This is a genomic window from Dyella sp. SYSU CM1112 (assembly GCF_058216415.1).
This window is the reverse complement of sequence record NZ_JBZEGI010000009.1, coordinates 169139-187026: the sequence shown is the minus strand read 5'-3', so window position 1 is coordinate 187026 and position 17888 is coordinate 169139. Positions and strand designations below refer to the sequence as shown.

The 17888-nt window shown below is 54.5% G+C and carries 15 protein-coding genes and 1 pseudogene; 4 read left to right on the top strand and 12 right to left on the bottom strand.

The genetic code is table 11. The annotated features are described in order from the left end of the window. Positions 1–36 precede the first annotated feature (36 nt). The 5 genes from AC4HNJ_RS14195 to AC4HNJ_RS14175 all read right to left on the bottom strand — a co-directional run bounded on the left by AC4HNJ_RS14195 (position 37) and on the right by AC4HNJ_RS14175 (position 6074). Complete coding sequence (locus AC4HNJ_RS14195; RefSeq protein WP_490480241.1) at positions 37–1038, bottom strand: 3-hydroxyacyl-CoA dehydrogenase NAD-binding domain-containing protein; 1002 nt, start codon at positions 1036–1038, stop codon at positions 37–39. Then, the gene (locus AC4HNJ_RS14190) at positions 1007–1936 is read right to left on the bottom strand and encodes a hypothetical protein (RefSeq protein WP_490480240.1); all 930 of its coding nucleotides are present in this window, start codon (positions 1934–1936) and stop codon (positions 1007–1009) included. Before AC4HNJ_RS14190 ends, AC4HNJ_RS14195 begins: the two co-directional genes overlap by 32 nt. A 590-nt stretch (positions 1937–2526) precedes the next feature. Then, positions 2527–3765, bottom strand: a complete 1239-nt coding sequence (locus AC4HNJ_RS14185; protein WP_490480239.1) for a PucR family transcriptional regulator — start codon at positions 3763–3765, stop codon at positions 2527–2529. Positions 3766–4385: 620 nt separating this feature from the next. Beyond that, a complete protein-coding gene (locus AC4HNJ_RS14180) occupies positions 4386–4577 on the bottom strand; it encodes a hypothetical protein (protein WP_490480238.1) in 192 nt (63 codons plus the stop codon). A gap of 240 nt (positions 4578–4817) precedes the next feature. Beyond that, a complete protein-coding gene (locus tag AC4HNJ_RS14175) occupies positions 4818–6074 on the bottom strand; it encodes an MFS transporter (protein WP_490480237.1) in 1257 nt (418 codons plus the stop codon). Between the two features lie 356 nt (positions 6075–6430). On the opposite strand from AC4HNJ_RS14175, the pseudogene AC4HNJ_RS14170 reads away from it, so the two are divergent. Beyond that, a pseudogene (locus AC4HNJ_RS14170) lies at positions 6431–6947 on the top strand (alpha/beta fold hydrolase). A gap of 136 nt (positions 6948–7083) precedes the next feature. Here AC4HNJ_RS14170 and AC4HNJ_RS14165 read toward each other — a convergent pair. From AC4HNJ_RS14165 to cyoA, 7 genes are all read right to left on the bottom strand, one after another. Then, on the bottom strand, positions 7084–7896 hold the full coding sequence (locus AC4HNJ_RS14165; RefSeq protein ID WP_490480236.1) for a sensor histidine kinase: 813 nt from the start codon (positions 7894–7896) through the stop codon (positions 7084–7086). 295 nt (positions 7897–8191) lie between these two features. Next, complete coding sequence (locus AC4HNJ_RS14160; RefSeq protein WP_490480235.1) at positions 8192–9430, bottom strand: PucR family transcriptional regulator; 1239 nt, start codon at positions 9428–9430, stop codon at positions 8192–8194. A 166-nt stretch (positions 9431–9596) separates the two neighbouring features. Beyond that, a complete protein-coding gene (locus AC4HNJ_RS14155) occupies positions 9597–10055 on the bottom strand; it encodes a hypothetical protein (protein ID WP_490480234.1) in 459 nt (152 codons plus the stop codon). A gap of 60 nt (positions 10056–10115) precedes the next feature. After that, positions 10116–10508, bottom strand: a complete 393-nt coding sequence (cyoD, locus tag AC4HNJ_RS14150; protein ID WP_490480233.1) for a cytochrome o ubiquinol oxidase subunit IV — start codon at positions 10506–10508, stop codon at positions 10116–10118. Then, positions 10505–11116 carry a cytochrome o ubiquinol oxidase subunit III gene (gene cyoC, locus AC4HNJ_RS14145; RefSeq protein WP_490480232.1) on the bottom strand — a complete coding sequence of 204 codons (612 nt, stop codon included), beginning with the start codon at positions 11114–11116 and terminating at the stop codon, positions 10505–10507. Before cyoC ends, cyoD begins: the two co-directional genes overlap by 4 nt. An 18-nt stretch (positions 11117–11134) precedes the next feature. Then, positions 11135–13096: a cytochrome o ubiquinol oxidase subunit I gene (gene cyoB, locus AC4HNJ_RS14140; RefSeq protein WP_490480231.1), complete on the bottom strand. Its 1962-nt coding sequence runs from the start codon at positions 13094–13096 to the stop codon at positions 11135–11137. A 1-nt stretch (position 13097) separates the two neighbouring features. Next, positions 13098–14018, bottom strand: coding sequence for a ubiquinol oxidase subunit II (cyoA, locus tag AC4HNJ_RS14135; protein WP_490480230.1), 921 nt, complete (start codon positions 14016–14018; stop codon positions 13098–13100). Between the two features lie 717 nt (positions 14019–14735). Here cyoA and poxB point away from each other — a divergent pair. The 3 genes from poxB to AC4HNJ_RS14120 are packed head-to-tail and all read left to right on the top strand — an operon-like array spanning position 14736 to position 17849. Continuing rightward, positions 14736–16451 (top strand): ubiquinone-dependent pyruvate dehydrogenase, encoded by a 1716-nt coding sequence (poxB, locus tag AC4HNJ_RS14130; protein ID WP_490480277.1) that lies wholly within the window; start codon positions 14736–14738, stop codon positions 16449–16451. 43 nt (positions 16452–16494) lie between these two features. After that, positions 16495–16821 carry a YtcA family lipoprotein gene (locus AC4HNJ_RS14125; RefSeq protein ID WP_490480229.1) on the top strand — a complete coding sequence of 109 codons (327 nt, stop codon included), beginning with the start codon at positions 16495–16497 and terminating at the stop codon, positions 16819–16821. Between the two features lie 14 nt (positions 16822–16835). Beyond that, positions 16836–17849, top strand: a complete 1014-nt coding sequence (locus AC4HNJ_RS14120; protein WP_490480228.1) for a hypothetical protein — start codon at positions 16836–16838, stop codon at positions 17847–17849. Positions 17850–17888 lie beyond the last annotated feature (39 nt).

The following is a 17888-nucleotide window of genomic DNA, read 5'->3' as shown; positions in this document are numbered from 1 at the left end:
TGACTGGTTCTACGAGGGCGCTTTGTTTCAGGCGACTTATGTCGCGGATCTAGCGCGGTTCAACTTTTCAGCTTTGTTGCGCAGTTCGATCAATCCGAGCAGGACTTCATCTCGCTCCGCAGCAAGCTCATCGATCGAGCGCGAACCGACTTCGGCGTGAACGCCATCAATCAATGTCTTCTGAACGTCGGGCGTCAGTTGCGGCGAGCCCAGCACTTTCCACCAAGCGGTCATGGGACCGGTGAATTGCTGGAAGAAGTGCTCGATGCCACCTTGACCGCCGCCGAGATGATTGAGCATCAACTGACCCATGATGCCCCAGCGCAGACCAGGCCCCCAGCACAACGCGGTATCCACATCGGCAGCACTCACGACACCGTCGGCGACAAGATGGTAAACCTCGCGAGCCAACGCGGCTTGCAAACGATTCGCCACATGGCCTGGCACTTCCTTTTTCAAGCGAACCGTCCGCTTGCCGAGGCTCGTATAAAATTCGGCGGTACGTTCGATCGTCTGCTCCGACGTCTTTGCTCCGCCGACAATCTCGACCAACGGAACCAAGTGCGGTGGATTAAAAGGATGAGCGATGACGCAGCGCTCAGGGCGCAACGCGCATGCCGATTGGATTTCGCTCATCGTCAAACCTGACGAACTTGAAGCGATGATGACGCCGGGTTGCAGCAATTCATCCAATTGTCGATAAAGCGTCTTTTTGAAATCGATTTTCTCGGGGCCATTTTCCTGCACGAGATCAGCGTCTTTGACAGCATCAGCAAGGGACGCCGTAAACGACAGCCTTTCCTGTGAGGCATCGGGCGCCAGGCCGAGACGTTCCAATGCGGGCCACGCGTTTGAGATAAAACGCTTCAACGCTGCTTCCGCGTCCGGCGCAACATCTGTCGCCACGACATCAAGACCGTTCGCAAGAAAAAGTGCGGCCCAGCTGGCGCCTATGACGCCTGTACCAATAATGGCAATGCGGCGAATGGGCTTGTTTTGCGGCATCTTACTTCTCCTTTGGAACTTCGGCGTATGCAATGCCCGTCAGGTTCCCCTGGGCATACAGGAAATTTTTTTTATCGGAACCATCCAGTCGTGCGGAGTAAATCGACCCCGCAAGATCGGTCACGAACATGCGATTGCCAGCCACATCCAAGGCGATGCCGATGCCCTCCATCAGATGGCTCATCACAATTTGTGGTTCGGCCGGCTTGTTGTCGATGGAGGCGCGATTGACCGTGTTACCTCGCGGAGGATCGCCACGATCCGTCCAGTACAAGACGCGGTCTGTTGAATCGAGCTCAAGATCGATCGGTTCGGGCAGCCCGTCATAGAAGATTTCGATGTCCGTCCGGGTCGCTGCCGTTTGGCCGGGCGGGATTTCGACATTCGCTCGATAGATACGACCGAGCCCCGCATTGTCCGGCCCTTTTTGCGTCCAATAGATATGTCCGCGTGCCACATCGATCGTCAGCCCGACACACCATCGTGTCTGGTCTTGGCTATCCGATTCGCCGCGACCTGCCTCGATAAGTGTCTCCAGCTGCGAACCATCAAGGTTGCAGCGCATAACACGCATTCCTTCGCGATCGCACCAATAAAGTTTGCGATCTCTCTTTTCGAGAAGTATCTGCTTCGGAGTGTGCGTATCTCCCTTCGCGATGATCATTTTTCGATTCTTGCCATCGATGTCGGTGCGTTCGATTGAACCGTCATTTAGATTCGGCACCCCCATATTGGTCCAATAGATGTGACCGGCATCGAGATCGACGATGATGCCATCCGGCAAATGGCAGTCCGTTACGATGGTTTTACGATCTGAACCATCCGTATTCATTGAATGAATGCGTCCAGCATTCAGCTCGAGCACAAATAGACGCGGAACGGTGGATTCGGCAACTATGCTCCGATGGTTTCCTTTGATGACTTCAGACATGGGTTACCTGTATGTAGAACTGATGCGAAATCGCTCAGAGACAGTACGCTACGGTGCCGTTAGGGACGGTTTTGGTATTGAATGAAACGGCCGTAGTAGGAATGATTTTGCTCATTGCTAATTTCATTTCAGACAAAATTTAAGTCGAAGCCTGTCTGCACAGGGCGGCAATTTCATTTTTGTTTCAGCGTCTGCGTGATCTATCGCCGTTATAAAAACGGACCGATAGTGTGGAGAATGGCGGTCTGATGGCATTTCCTTGCAAAGAAACTAAGCAGAAATAATTTCCTGTAGCTTTTCTCCTGCTCGATTACCATCCTTCTCCATACGTACAAGGGACACTGGCCTGTCTCGCTTATTGACGCGCTTGCTTTCGATCTCCTGTTTATCAGCACGCCTTCCTAATAGGAATTGGAGGATTTGCGGTCTTTTTCGTAAAAAACCACAATGCCGAGCGGTACGGCATGTGGGCTTCGTACATTTATCGACGGCTGTTTTTTTTAGGCGAAAATTCGCAGTCTCGGCAAAGAAGTGTCGAGGTGCGTCAAAATTGTCGGGCGTGATGACCCACGCCGCGGCGCTGACTATGCTTATTGGCTTTCTTTGCGTAGCCGTATCGCTATGTACAACTTCGTAAACCATGCAGGATCTTCAAGACTCCCACCTGCGATCTCCTGGATGCGCTCAAGCCTATAGTTGAGCGTATTGGGATGTATCCCTAAAACGGAGGCGGTTTGCTTGCGCTTTTGGAACTGCTCCAGGTAGCACTCCAAAGTCCTCAAGAGATCGGGCTCATGCGATAGCCGCTCGATCAAGGATTCCAAATAGCGAAGCACGTTATCCGACCGCCTTGCGCCTTCGTTCAACGCAATGTCCGAATACCTATACACGCCATTACCACCAGCGCCGCGCTCGCCGACATCCAGCGCCTTGAATGCTTCGTCCACGGAACCGGACCAACCGGAGGGTCCCTGCCCCATCATTCCGACACCCACTTGTTTGAGCTCGGGGGCGGTCGCGACCAACCGCTCGGCCAGCGCTCCCATTCTTCGATCGCTAGCGAGAAGAGAATCCCCGCGAATGCAGGGAAACCAAATGATAAGTCGCCCGCGATACATCAATCTCACCAGATCCGTTGCGCTGACCTTTACTATGCGTGCCACGGTGAGCAGCAACCTGTCCAGCTTCTTCTCCACGCGGGAGGCCAGCGTATCCGTCACATCGATATTGAATGCAAATGCCACCCTACCGATCGTCGGATCGATGCCGATGTTCTCAGCCACCCGATTGAACTCGGCGACATCCGGGGCGGCGCTAAAGATCAGGTTGCAAAGTTCGTATCGCAGCGCATCCTTCCATCTTGACTGCGCATATTGTTCTTCCATATAGGCCGCTGCGATCGACTGAGCCATTTCGTCGAAATGATCAAGGAGATACGGCGAGACGACGAAAAGAAGTTCGTTCTGAACATCCGGATGCTTTGATGCAAACTCCAGGTAAGCGGCCCAAAGCTCTTTTGAACCGACCCGATAGGCCCTTAGAAGCGATGCAAGGTCCACACCTTGATGGACACGCCTTCTCCCAAGATCTCGAAATGCCTCCATGTCTTCGTCGGAAGGACACTCTCCCGTCAACATCGAGTTGAACCAAAGCACCGCCGAGAGCCGAATCGACTCCATGACGTCACTCTTGGTGACCGCTGAAAGCTCCTTGTAGATCTCGTCACTTTGCGTGACTGCCCGATAGGCTCTTTCGACAACTGCGCTCGGATCGCCTGCATATTTTTCCGTCGCTTCGCGAAGCTGACCCGTTACCACTGGAATTTTCATGTTTGTACCGTTGCGAATGTAATTAGTGCTCTGTGCAAAGGCGCATCGGTGATACCTTAGCAGCCGCTGCGATCGTCAATGCCAGCCAGGCACTGACAGATAGAAGCGGGCCCTTTCGGCGTCGTGAACAGCAGCGACTGCATAAATAGTTGGCTCCTCGCGCCAGGTTCCGCTGATAAACCTCGTCGCCATGCTAGCAGAGCGTCAGATCGGGGTAAGCGCGCACCTCTTTACTCATATCGAGCCCAGCAGCTGCAGGGACATGAGCCTGAGCGATGCCTTTGATGATATGGCAGGCGCCATGGCGCCAAGGATTTCACGCGTACTTCAAGCTTCAATTTGACGCTGCGTACTCGACGTTGCGAGCGCTGTAGCGTCATCACGCTACGGGCCGTCGATGCGCACATTCAAGGTGCCATTTCTGTGAGGACGCAGATGACATCGCAGAGCCGCCTAACTCGGATCGGCCCAACAATTGCAGCAACGGTTGCTACCTTCTACGAACCTCACGCAATAGCCAATCTCTCTTCCGGTAAATTTTTTCTACCTTTTCGTTCGAACTCCCGCTCTTGCAAGACCCTTAGCAGGGCCGCTTGGGTATCCGGCAACAGTTCACCACTTCATCCGACGCGCTGGTTGATATAACTCGGCTCGCCACTCGGACTCACTGACCACATCAGCGCCGGAACGGTATCGAGTAGTGCGCGCACGAGCACCTCGTTACCGATCTGGATACCGTTGGCGTCTTTCACCTGATCAGAGTCGGTGATTGCAGCAGATAACCGACTGGCGAGTAGATCTATTTCGGACATCCCGGCGACACCAACATGATGTGCTGGCAGCGATAGCCTGGAAAGGCCGCACTCGCTACGGTTTGCGTTCCTCCCGCTCTCCTCGTCGCCGCATTGGCCAGTTCATGGAAGCTGCCCGGACCTGCTTCAAGGAGACGCAGCCGGTATCCGCGCATAGCTGGCTCAAGAGCGCTTCTGCATAACCAGTCGCGGCCGCAGCATACAAAGCATGTAGTGCCAGCCACCATTTCGCCCACCCATTCAGGGTGAGCTGCGCTGCGCTTGGCGCCCTGTTTCCTTCAGAAACAGTGAAACCAAAAGTGCAGCAACAAGAATCGATACCCAGAATAACGTCGATTGAAAGAAGTGAATTTGGGGGGTGGTAATCGGCGTACCTAGCGACTTTCCGAGCTTGCTGGCAAACAACGGACCGACCAACGCGGTAACGCTAAACGTAATGAAATTGATAGCCCCAGTAGCACTGCCTTTGACGTTGTCGGGATTGGCTTCCTTGATGATGGTGTACGGAATCATTGCCGCACCTGACGCCACACCAAGCGCAAACAGCGTCCATGGCGCAGGTAACATATCCGGTAAAAACGTCAGTTGCAGCGCACATGCCAGCATCAAACAGATGCCGATGCCAAGTGCTACTTTGCGGCGACCTAAGGCGTCGGCAAGCCAGCCAAACAATGGGCAACCCAAAACCCAGCCTAGGGGAACCATAGATATAGCAAAGACCGCGTCGTGATAACTAAACAGCCGGTCTTGCTGAAAGAAACGGACACCCCACACCATGTCGCCAATGGTCGTCGGTGTGAACAACAATCCTGAGACTAGACCGCACAAATAAGATTGCGGATTACTGAAGACAATCTTATAGGGCGCAAGGAAGCTCCTCTGTGTCGAGGAGCTCTTGGCGACATCCTCTTTAGGTGTCATTAAAAAGAGCACGATCGCAACGAGAAGGACGATGATCCCTAGTGCGCCCCAAAACGTTGTAACGGTTATGACGCCATGAATAAGCGGACCGACGGCGATTTGCCCCATCGTGCCGCCAAGCATTCCGAAGCATTGCGTAAAGCCGATAGCCGTCGCCAGCTTCTTCGCAGAGAATCCGTGCGAAGCGAGATACACAGCGCCCGTAAAGGCAAACGCGGAGCCCGCACCTTGCAGCAATCGCCCTGCACTGCCGACATTCGCTTTCGGAGCGGCAAACAGAACGCAACCTAATGCAAGCATCACCATCCCCATGGGGACGACGTACTTGGCTCCCCATCGGTCCAATAACACGCCCGCGACGAGACTTGTCGTCGAATAGGTGTAGTAGTAAAGCCCAAGGATGCCACTCAACCCTAGCACGCTCACGCCGAAGGCCTGAGCCAGCTCAGGCATCATGACAGCGGGCGCAGAGCGCGACGCATACTCCAGAAAGTAGAAAATGGCCGCAAATCCCCAAGCGATTGCATACGCTTTCGCATAGGTTGATGTGATGGCTTTAGGGTTTTGAGCGTTCATTTACACTCTCCTGTTAGCGATTGCACTTTACTAATTTTGCCGGCATATATCGTTACCCTAAAGGGTATACATAGACCTCACGGCCTATCACTTTTATCCAATGCCAAGCAGCTTCTGCAATGAATGCTGCGCGGTAAAAACTGCATGGCACGACCACGTGCCATCGATCATCCGGCCGCACATCGTCAATATTGAAAAGCATCACATTTATTCAAAGAGCATGATAAAAGTGACAGCTTATACATGCCTCACCAGCCCATGCTTCAGTCTGAATCGCGACATCCCCGCTCTCTTCCGCAGGTGTGGCATGCGGCGAGCCTGCGAATCCGGCGCACTCATCGACTCAAGGCCGGCCTATGCATAGCAAAATTGTTACAAAAGATGGCGTTGAAATCTTTTTTAAAGATTGAGGTCCGAAAGACGCTCAGCCCATCGTATTTCATCACGGCTGGCCACTATCGTCGGACGGCTGGGATACACAGTTGCTGTTCTTCGCGGCCAACGGCGCAATTTTTCCTGGATGTTCCCTCGGGCCCGTTTTATGGCTTCAATAGAGATGGTGCAAAGAACTCGCAAGGAATCATCCAGAGTTGGTGGCGTCAGGAAATGATGGGCAGCGTGCTTGCCCATTACGAAGGTATCAAAGCCTTTTCCGAGACAGATCAAACAGACGATCTGAAGGCGATCTCGGTACCGACACTCGTGATGCAGGGCGACGATGACCAGATCGCTCCGTACAAAGATGCATCCCTACTCCAGGCCAAGCTACTGAAGAATGCGACACTCACGATTTATCCGGGCCTCCCGCACGGGTTGATGACGACGCACGCGGACGTCATCAATGCGGATATCTTGGCCTTTCTCAAGTGCTAGGGACGAGTGCTTCCTCCAGATCGCATCACTGGGTCATTGCTTTCAACAGCTTCAGATAACGCAACAGCGCCTTTCGGCGCCGTTGCTATGTATCGTCGTTACCACGTGTAGCCTGCGAACGAGCGTGTCACGCCATTCACCGCCCTATTCTCGACAGCAGTCGAGCCAACGATAGTGGCGGTTTTCTCCTGCCCCAACGACGCCCTTTTCCAGAAGTGCATGAGACGCGGCTCTTTATGGAGGTGACACGGCGTAGCATGATCAGATTAACCGTGGTTCCTTTGGATGGCTGGCTTACGATCGTCAGTCTTCCATACAGCTTTTCGGCACGCTCGTGCATGCCGGCGATTCCCCAATGCCCCTCGCTCTGGCGAAGTTTGAGCTGCTGTTCACTGACGCCGATGCCGTTGTCTTGAATTGAAATCTTCAACCCGCGTTTGGCATATCGAATAACGACAAGGACAGTCTTGGCACGAGAGTGCTCAAAAGCGTTGCGCATACCTTCACGAACGATCGCTAATACCTCAGTACGAACCTTGATCGGAAGGCCCCAAGGCCGGCCCACTACCTTCAGGGCGAATTCCATTTTCGAATCCGCGGCGGCACGTTCTCCCATCTCTAGAACCGATGCCGCCCAATCCCTTTCGCTGTCTTCAGGTAAACGGAGCGCGTTGATCGCATTGCGCGCATCGACGACGATATGGCGAAGTTTCCGCTCAATCTTTGTCGCACGCTCGCGTTCTTGTTCGGGAAGTCTCGACGAAAGCACCTCAAACTCAAGCAAGATGCCCTGCAGACCCTGCAGCAGCGTGTCATGCAGTTCTCGGGCTATGCGCTTGCGTTCAGCCCGTCGCTCATCTTCCAGAAAGCGGGCTCCTTTCCTTGCGTACTTCAATCGAAGCTTGTTTAAATTCCAAAGCGCGATAAGCAGCGCTACCCCAATACCCAATGACCTCACCCAACCTGCCTGGGAAATGGCTAGACCGCTCCGCACAATCACCACCTCTGTAGCCGACCCGCTTGCGCTCGGCTAACTGTTTATCAGTGGGTCATGGCGATAAGAATTGGAAGATTGCTGATCTTTTTTGTAAAAACACACAATGACGATCGGCTAGCACCCCGTATCGCGCTCCTCCATTAGCTGCCTAGGCTACTTTCTGGAAGCATACGCGTGTGCTCCCCCAACACCAAGGAGTCTGCGGCGTTACGGGATACATCAAGCCATGCCGCCGGACTGCCTGCTTTTATATGCTGCATTTGCGTAGCCTTATCGCGACGTACAAGTTCGCAAGCCACGCGGGGTCTTCGAGGCTTCCGCCTGTGATTTCCTGGATGCGCTCGAGTCTGTAGTTGAGCGTGTTGGGATGAATCCCCAGGACCGATGCGGTTTTCTTTCGCTTTTGGAGCTGCTCCAGGTAGCACTCCAGCGTTTTCAGCAAGTCTGCCTCGTGCGACAAGCGCTCAATCAGAGACTCCAGGTAACGCAGCACATTATCGGATCGCCGTGCCCCTTCACTCAACGCAATATTCGAGTATCGGTAAACGCTGTCGCCACCTCCATTGCGCTCACCAACCTCCAACGCCTTGACAGCTTCGTCCACGGAGCCGGACCAGCCAGACGGTCCTTGCCCCATCATTCCGACGCCCACCTGCTTGAACTCGGGAGCATGTGCAGTCAGCTGTGCAGCCAACTCCGCCATCCTTCGATCGCTGGCAAGCAGCGAATCACCCCGGATGCACGGCACCCAGACGATGAACCGCCCGCGGTACATCACTCGGACGAGATCCTCCACGCCAACCTTCGCTATGCGAGCCACCGTCAGCAACATCCTGTCCAGTTCCGATTCCACACGCGATGGCAGCGTATCCGGCGGGTTAGCGTTGAACGCGAACGCCACCCGGGCGATGGTTGGATCAATGCCGATTGTCTCCGACACTCGATTGAATTCGTTGACGTCACCGGTAGCGCTAAAAATTAGATTACACAGTTCATACCGTAGTGCATCTCTCCATCTGGACTGCTCGTATTGCTCTGCCATATAGGCTGTCGCGATCGCCTGGGCCATCTCGTCGAAATGGTCGAGGAGATAGGGCGACACGCTAAAAAGTAGTTCGTTCCGTACGTCCTCGTGCTCCGCCGCAAACTCCAGATAGATAGCCCATAGCTCCTTCGAACCTACTCGGTAGGCCCTGAGAAGCGATGCCAGCTCAATCCCTTGATGAACGCGACGCCGTCCCACATTGCGAAATCGTTCCATATCTTCGTCAGAGGGATATTCCCCCGTCAGCATGGACGTGGACCAGAGCACCGCCGAGAACCGAATCGACTCCATAAAATCGTTCTTGGTGCTTGCGGGAAGTCCGGCGTAGACCGGGTCGCCTTGGGTGATTGCCCGATAGGCTCGCTCGACGATCATGGATGGATCACGCGCATACTCGGCCGCCGCTTCGCGAAGCCTTCCCGTTACTCGTGGAACTTTCATAGTTATACCGACGCAAATTGAAGTGGAGGGCCTTCCAGGCTCTTAGGCGGATAAGCGGCATCCGTGGCGATGCAGACGGTTTGCAGGCGGTAGTCTAATCCTTCCATCCATGTGCAACAAAACAAAGGGCGCCCTGGGGCGCCCTCCATCTTGAAACCGAGACAGATCAAAGCTTGGTGATAGAAACGGCGCCTACGGAAAGCCCCAGGTTAATACCCTGACCACTACCGTGGAGCACCAGCGAGGTCGTGCCCTTGGTAAGCACCTGAGCTTCCCCGCTCTTCCCTGCGCCCGCTTCCGCACTGGCTTGAGCATAATTGCCAAATACATCGTTGATGGTACGCACATGAGTGATATCGCCCTTGCCATCGTCGATCCGGTATTTGCCGGCAGTGAGCCCACCACCATTGATGCGGATCTTTACATGTGCATGCTGACCATTGCTGCAAGTCACCAGGCCAGTTCCCGATGCGTGCTTGTAGATCACCGACCAACCCGACAGGCTGAAGCTCAATTGGCAAGTCACACTGGCTTCTGCCGCCTTCACGCGAGCCACTGGAAACATCGCCATGGTGGCGACACAGCCAAGCACCAAAGCTGCCGTACCGAATATACGCATCATCATCTCCTTAGTCTTAGAGAAAACCCAACGCCGCATTGGTGCAGTGGCGTCCTGTCCGGCTACTCAGCGTTGCATCTGCATCAGTTGATCCATAGGAACCATGTTCCGATTGAGATGATCCATGATCCACATGGATCCGATAACCACGATGGCAATGATAAGCATCGTCACTGCGAACGCCACGATGTTGTTCTTTTGTCCGGGTGCGGTATTGATGTGCAGGAAAAAGATCAGATGCACAAGCATCTGGGCGATCGCCAGCACGGCAAGTGCCGCTTCGATGCTGAAAGGCGCCATACTCGTACTCGGCGCCACGGCGAACGCCGCGATGGTAAGCGCAATCGCCGCGACATAGCCGATAACGTAGCCGAGCAAACTTCCATGGGTCTGGTGATTCTCCAGTCCCGGCGTATCCGATCCTCCACGCGGCGGATCGTGGCGCTGATGGTTGCTCATAAGTAGCCTCCTACCAAGTAGACAAACGTAAAGACGCCAATCCAGACTACGTCCAGGACATGCCAGAAAAGGCTGAAACACAGAAAGCGGCGCGTCATCGCAGGCGTGAATCCGCGACCGAGAAATTGGACAAGGAGAATGCCGAGCCATATGAGCCCGCATGTCACATGCAACCCGTGCGTACTGACCAGGGTAAAAAACGAAGACAGAAAAGCACTGCGGCCGGGACCGTAGCCTCTTGATACCAGGTCGGAAAATTCATGAACCTCAAGCGAGAGAAACGCGACACCGAGTACAGCGGTAACAAGAAACCCAAGTAGCGCGACGAACTTATTGCGGCGGTCACAGGCCAACATGGCAATCCCACACGTAAAACTGCTGGTCAGCAGGCATGCTGTTTCGATGAAGGCATTGTGGGCGCTGAAAAGCATATGGCCATCTGGGCCACCATCCGTCGACGTTCTTAGTACGGCAAATGCGGCGAACAGCGACGCAAAGAGAATACCGTCGCTCAAAAGATAGAGGTAAAAGCCAAATCCGGTGATGTGCTGCCGAGAGCGCTGATACTCCTCCGGCAATATGTCCAAGGTAGCGGAACTGCTAGACATAGATCTGTCCCTTACTAATCAAGCAAGATGAGGAGGTAAGCGTTCGAGCTTGGCAATCTCACTTGCCGACAGCTCGAATTCGTCGTCTTCGTCCCAGGATTTCCACGTGATGAGCGCAATAAAGCCAATGAGCGCAATGACACCCATCCACCAGATGTGCCAGATCATGCCGAACCCGCCAACGACGGCAAAAAATGCGATAAAAAAACCAAGCGCCGAATTCTTCGGCATTTCTATGGCTTCGTACGGCTCATCCGGAACGGGAGTGACTTCCTGTTTTGCCTCCCAATACGCATCCAGCCCGTTTATCTTCGGGATTCGCGCAAAATTGTAAGCTGGTGGTGGCGAAGTCGTTGACCATTCCAGCGTTCGTCCATCCCATGGGTCGGACGCGCCACTGCGCAATTGATCGCGATGCCTGATGCTCCACACCAGTTGCGTGATCTGAAGAAGAATGCCGATCAGAATCAAGACGGCCCCGCACTCTGCGACAAGCAGGTAAGGCAACCACGCCGGATCGTCGTAATGGTTCATGCGGCGCGTCATGCCCATGAAGCCAAGAATGTAAAGCGGCATGAAAGCCAGATAAAAACCGACGAACCAGAACCAGAAGGCGGCCTTCCCCAAGCCTTCATGCAGTCGAAAACCAAACGCCTTCGGAAACCAATACGTCACTCCCGCGAAACAGCCAAAAACCACGCCACCGATAATGACGTTATGGAAGTGGGCGATAAGGAACAGACTGTTATGCAGCACGAAGTCGGCCGGTGGCACCGCCATCAGCACACCGGTCATACCGCCGATTGTGAACGTAATCATGAAGCCGATCGTCCAGAGAACCGGTGAGGTAAAACGCACCCGTCCGCCGTACATGGTGAAGAGCCAATTGAAGATCTTCACACCCGTCGGTATGGCGATCACCATGGTGGTGATGCCGAAGAATCCGTTGACATCCGCGCCCGAGCCCATCGTAAAGAAGTGATGCAGCCAGGTCGTGAAAGCCAAAAGCGTGATCGCCATCGTGGCTATCACCATCGACCGATAGCCGAACAGCGGCTTGCCCGAGAACGTGGCAATGACTTCCGAAAAAACCCCAAACGGAGGAAGGATGAGGATATAGACCTCTGGATGCCCCCATGTCCATATGAGGTTGATGTACATCATGGGATTTCCACCACCATCGTTGGTGAAAAAATGCGTGCCAAGGTAACGATCCAATAGCAGCATGGCGAATGTCCCCGTCAAGATGGGGAACGCTGCAACAATGAGCATGTTGGACGCCAGCGCAGTCCATGTAAAAACCGGCATCATCGACAAGCGCATACCCGGAGCGCGAAGCTTTACGATGGTCGTAACAAGGTTCACACCCGAAAGTAGCGTGCCGACCCCCGATATCTGTAACGCCCATAAATAGTAATCAACTCCCACGCCGGGGCTGAAAGGTAATTCGGAAAGTGGTGGATATGCCAACCAACCCGCGCGGGAGAATTCGCCGATACCAAGGGAAAGGTTGATCAGCAAGGCACCCGCGGCGGTCAGCCAGAAGCTGACCGAGTTCAACACCGGGAAAGCCACGTCGCGTGCACCGATCTGCAATGGCATGACAAAATTCATCAAACCCACAACAAACGGCATCGCCATGAAGAAAATCATGATCGTGCCGTGCGCAGAAAAGATCTGGTCGTAGTGCTCGGGCGGTAGAAAGCCGTGAGCATCATTACTAGCCAATGCCTGCTGCGAGCGCATCATGATCGCGTCGCTGAATCCACGAAGCAGCATGACCGCCGCCAACAAGACGTACATGATGCCGATGCGCTTATGGTCGACAGTAGTAATCCACTCCGTCCACAGCCAGGTCCATTTGCGCTTGTAGGTGATCAGAGCAAGGATTGCCAAGATGCCGACGATGAGCACCAGACACGTCCCCATGATGATGGGCTGATCAAAGGGAATCGCACTGAGCGTAAGCTTACCAAACATATTAATGCTCCGATCCAGCGGTAGCGAGTGCGGAAGCGGGTGCATTCGCGCGAGGGCTATTCACCGAGGCATTCATTGGCGACCCAGTACGTTTCTTGGCGTGTTCGATCGCGTGATCGAATAGTCCATCGGAAACCGGGGAGTAATAAGCCACCTCGCCGACTTTATGCTCCGTCACCAAGCGGTCGTACGACGTTGCGTCCAACGATATTTTGGTTGACTTCGCTCGCGTAACCCATGCTTCAAAGCCCGTTTCGTCGGTGGCGAGCACCTGGAAATGCATATCGGAAAATCCATCGCCACTGAATTGGGCAGATAATCCACGGTAGTTACCTGCTTCGTTTGCCTGCAAATGCAACTGCGACTGCATGCCTGGCATGGCATACATCTGGCCGCCCAGTGAAGGAATGAAAAACGAATTCATCACTGTCGCCGAGGTCAGCCGAAAAGATATGGGAGTGTCGATCGGCAGGGCTAACTGGTTGATGCTGGCAACACCCTGCGCCGGGTAAATGAACAGCCAACGCCAATCCATTGCGACAACATCAACGACCAGCGGCTTTCTTTTTGACGTCAATGGCCGATAGGGGTCCAATTGATGCGCACCGACCCACGCGAGACTGCCGAGAAAGAGGACGATCAGCATCGGAATCATCCAGATGGAGAATTCGATGCGCCCGGAATACTCCCATCGCGGCCGATATGTCGCTCTCGCATTGGATGCGCGAAACCACCAGGCGAACCACAGCGTAAGAAGAATGATGGGTGCAATCACCATCAACATCGGAATGAGCGCTTCCAGTAGCAGCTGTTTCTCCTGAGAACCGATTGGCCCCTTGGGGAGAAGCACTCCTTCGGTACAAGCGTTCAGGAACATGCAGGCCGCGACTGTCATCAGGCGGGAGCAAGACGACAGCGTCATGTTTCTAAGCATCACGATTCCTCATTGCAACCCAAAAGTGGTGTTGTCGTCCATTCGATGCATTGATGTGACGCTGGCTGTCATCACCGCTTAAGCCAAAGCCCCCGGCGGCACGGCATACAGCACGCAGATCGATATGCCGCTTGCCCCGGTTACCGCATCACTTGGGATGCAACGACGTTACGTCGAACGTAAAAATAGGGTATTGGACAAAAATGTCCGATAAGGAACATATGGGATGACTCATCGCCATAACGGTGATTTAAATGCTCGTGCCTTTGACTCAAAAGTGTTGACGTCGGCGGCACCCGTCTCTTTCACCCGAACTGAAGTGTTTCGTACATGGCTGATCAATCACGTACAAGCCAGCGACTCAATGCGCGCGTTAACGTTCCCACGCATGAAGCGCGGTTCGTGACAGAAGGAAGAACGATGAAGGTTGGACTAGCGGCACCCTGTCACGTCGACACGTTGCAATGCCATTTGGGGTCGGCGCGTCGCATGGAGTGACCAATCCCAACCACAATTCAGTGTTTCAGGCATCACCACCCAAGGCCAAGCGAAATCGCGATCCTTGAGTGTTCATTCCACACCGCAGTAGGTCTATGGATCTCAATACACTCGAACCATCCACCTACTTATGGATTCGTTCGATTCGCATGATGGGCAGCTATTCGTGCGCTGATGTTTATTGCAAAGGAGATCGTTACGATGGCCATGACCTCTGCTGACTACATTGCTCGCGTTCTGGAGCTGGCTGGCATCAAACATGTTTATGGAGTCGTGGGAGACTCGCTCAATGGCTTGACCGACGCATTCAGGCGCCTCGGTACGATTGAGTGGATTCATACGCGGCACGAGGAAGGTGCGGCGTTCGCGGCCGGTGCACAAGCACATTTGACCGGCACGCTGGCGGTTTGCGCGGGCAGCTGCGGTCCGGGGAATTTGCACCTTATCAATGGCCTTTTTGATTGCCATCGCAGCGGCGTTCCCGTCCTCGCCATTGCGGCCCATATCCCGAGTACCGAAATTGGTATCGACTATTTTCAGGCGACGCATCCTGAGTCGCTCTTCAAGGAATGCAGTCATTATGTGGAACTGGTGTCCAATCCAAGCCAGCTTCCACAGATCCTCGGGCGAGCCATTCGTGCCGCTGTAGCGCGGCGTGGTGTGGCGGTTGTGGTTATTCCCGGCGATATCGCCCTGAAAGAAGCCGTAGCCGAACCGCCCCGTTGGGTGGTTCCCACCAAACCCATTGTTCACCCCTCGCTGAAAGACCTCAAGCGGCTTGCCAACTTGCTGAAGGACTCGACGCGCGTCACCATGTTTTGCGGTGCAGGCTGCGCCGGCGCGCATGATGAAGTGGTTGAACTCGCACGACGCTTAAAAGCGCCGATCGTTCATACGTTACGCGGAAAGGAATTCATCGAGTACGACAACCCCTTCGACGTCGGCATGACGGGCCTCGTCGGCTTTTCTTCGGGCTATGCCGCGATGAAGGATTGCGACACATTGTTGTTGCTGGGCACCGATTTCCCATATCGCCAGTTCTTCCCTGAGCACGCTAAGATTGCCCAAATCGACATGCGCCCGGAAGCGCTTGGCAACCGCTGCCCGCTTGATCTGGGGTTGATTGGCGATGTCAGAGAGACATTGCAAAGTCTTCTCCCCTCGATCCCGGAGAAAGTCGATTCAAGCCATCTGGACGCAGCGTTGGCGCATTACAAGAAGGCACGCGAGGGCCTGGACAAACTGGCTGAACCCAAAGCGGGCAGCACGCTGATCCATCCCCAATACGTGACGCAGGTCGTCAGCGAGTTGGCGGCGGAAGACGCCATTTTCACGTGCGATGTCGGCACGCCTATTCTCTGGACAGCACGCTATCTAAAGGTCAACGGCAAGCGTCGCATCGTCGGCTCGTTCAACCATGGCTCCATGGCGAACGCGATGCTTCACGCCATAGGTGCGCAGATCGCCTTCCCGAACCGACAGGTTGTCTCGATGTCAGGCGATGGCGGCTTTTCCATGATGATGGGTGATTTCCTCTCGCTCACGCAGTTGGCGCTTCCGATCAAAATCATCCTTCTCAATAACGGAACGTTAGGTTTCGTGGAAATGGAGATGAAGGCGAACGGCTTCGTCGACACCGGCTGCGACCTGGTCAATCCCAACTTCGCGGACATGGCAAACGCTGTTGGCGTCAAGGGCATCCGCGTAACGGATCCCAAGGACTTGCGTGCGGCGATCGTTGAAGCGTTTAAACACGATGGGCCCGCGCTCGTGGACGTCGTGAGCGTGCGTCAGGAATTGGCTATGCCGCCCAAGACGACCTTTGATGAGGCACATAAATTCGGACTCTTCCTGATCAAGGCGGTCCTTGATGGTCGTGGCAGCGAGTTGATCGATTTGGCGAAAGTAAACCTCATTCGCTGAAGCGTCAGATTGCGCCAATACATCGCACCACTAGGACAACATCATGCCGAACGACGCTTTCTCGAAGTCACGACGACGTTCAAAGCCTGGCTTTTCGATCAGGCAACTGAACGTTGGTCTACGCGTAGCTTCAACCTTTCTACCGGTCACCTCCTTGGCGGCATGCAGCGCATCACCATCCCGAAATATCCTGGGATCCTACTTCCCTACTTGGATGATTTGCGCCTTGCTAGGGCTCGCATGCATCGCGGTTCTGCGCATCTTTTTTGGAAAAACCGGCATTGATGCTGCGCTTCCGATTCCAGTAGTCGTTTATTTGTGCGCGTGGCTGGCGGTAACGCTGGCGATCTGGCTGATATGGCTGGCATGAACGAGGGCTTGCGCATGAATGAGAAAAAAGCCCTGGGTCGAATCATTGCATTTGTGGCGATCGCCAGCGCTGTAGTGATGCTGATTGCGACGATGATCGTACTGGATCAGCGCCCACGCACGCACGACGCCTACATCTTTGCATATAGCGCAGGTATTACACCCGAGGTAAGCGGCCGCATAGTCGAGGCTGATATTCAAAACGATCAGTTCGTGCGTAAAGGCGATGTGTTGCTTCGCATTGATCCCGAACCATTTGAGATGAAGCTTCGCCAGGCGGATGCTCAGGTTGCCGCATTACAGGCTGACATTGACCTAACGAGCCGTCAGGTTTCGGCGCAAGGCTCCGGCGCGCAAGCCGCTGCTCGCGACGTCGATCGCGCGCGCCAACAACTTGCCCTGGCGCACGATACCGTCGAACGCATGGCACCGCTTTTGGGGAAAGGCTTTGTGACCGCTCAGCAAATGGACGAGGCGCGTACAAACGAAAGCACCGCCAATGCGCAGTTGGCGGCCGCCATCCAGCAAGCCTTGCAAGCCAAACGAGCGATTGGCGATGTTGAGAGTCTCAAAGCACAGCTTTTAGGCGCACAAGCCGCGCGCGACTTGGCTGCGCGCGACGTTCGTGAGACTGTCATTCGGGCACCGGTCGATGGCCGAATTACTGGCTTCAATCTGTCCATCGGCTCATTTGCAGTCGATGGCCATCCCCTTTTTACGCTGATCGACAACAGCCATTGGTACGCCATCGCCAATTTCCGGGAAACGGATCTGAGTCATCTCCAGGTCGGTGATCGAGCGACTGTCTGGGTGATGGGGCACGATGAGCATCCGCTGCAAGGTGTGGTCGAAAGTCTGGGCCCTGGTGTGCAACCAGAAGGACAGGCGGGTCCCGGATTGCCTGAGGTCGATCGTAACCTCAATTGGGTTGTCGTGGCGCAACGCTTCCCTGTCTGGGTACGCCTGGATCAGGCGGATACCCGTTTCTTGCGCATCGGTGCCACCGCCTCGGTCAAGGTGGTGAAATGACACCCGCCAGGGATCACGCGTCACCCGAGGGGCTTCCCA

Bases quoted from the DNA above. Each gene is read 5' to 3' on its own strand.
- AC4HNJ_RS14190 (WP_490480240.1), bottom strand. From the start codon at position 1,936: ATGTCTGAAGTCATCAAAGGAAACCATCGGAGCATAGTTGCCGAATCC.
- AC4HNJ_RS14185 (WP_490480239.1), bottom strand. From the start codon at position 3,765: ATGAAAATTCCAGTGGTAACGGGTCAGCTTCGCGAAGCGACGGAAAAA.
- AC4HNJ_RS14180 (WP_490480238.1), bottom strand. From the start codon at position 4,577: ATGTCCGAAATAGATCTACTCGCCAGTCGGTTATCTGCTGCAATCACC.
- AC4HNJ_RS14175 (WP_490480237.1), bottom strand. From the start codon at position 6,074: ATGAACGCTCAAAACCCTAAAGCCATCACATCAACCTATGCGAAAGCG.
- AC4HNJ_RS14160 (WP_490480235.1), bottom strand. From the start codon at position 9,430: ATGAAAGTTCCACGAGTAACGGGAAGGCTTCGCGAAGCGGCGGCCGAG.
- AC4HNJ_RS14155 (WP_490480234.1), bottom strand. From the start codon at position 10,055: ATGATGATGCGTATATTCGGTACGGCAGCTTTGGTGCTTGGCTGTGTC.
- cyoD (WP_490480233.1), bottom strand. From the start codon at position 10,508: ATGAGCAACCATCAGCGCCACGATCCGCCGCGTGGAGGATCGGATACG.
- cyoC (WP_490480232.1), bottom strand. From the start codon at position 11,116: ATGTCTAGCAGTTCCGCTACCTTGGACATATTGCCGGAGGAGTATCAG.
- cyoB (WP_490480231.1), bottom strand. From the start codon at position 13,096: ATGTTTGGTAAGCTTACGCTCAGTGCGATTCCCTTTGATCAGCCCATC.
- cyoA (WP_490480230.1), bottom strand. From the start codon at position 14,018: ATGACGCTGTCGTCTTGCTCCCGCCTGATGACAGTCGCGGCCTGCATG.
- poxB (WP_490480277.1), top strand. From the start codon at position 14,736: ATGACCTCTGCTGACTACATTGCTCGCGTTCTGGAGCTGGCTGGCATC.
- AC4HNJ_RS14125 (WP_490480229.1), top strand. From the start codon at position 16,495: ATGCCGAACGACGCTTTCTCGAAGTCACGACGACGTTCAAAGCCTGGC.
- AC4HNJ_RS14120 (WP_490480228.1), top strand. From the start codon at position 16,836: ATGAATGAGAAAAAAGCCCTGGGTCGAATCATTGCATTTGTGGCGATC.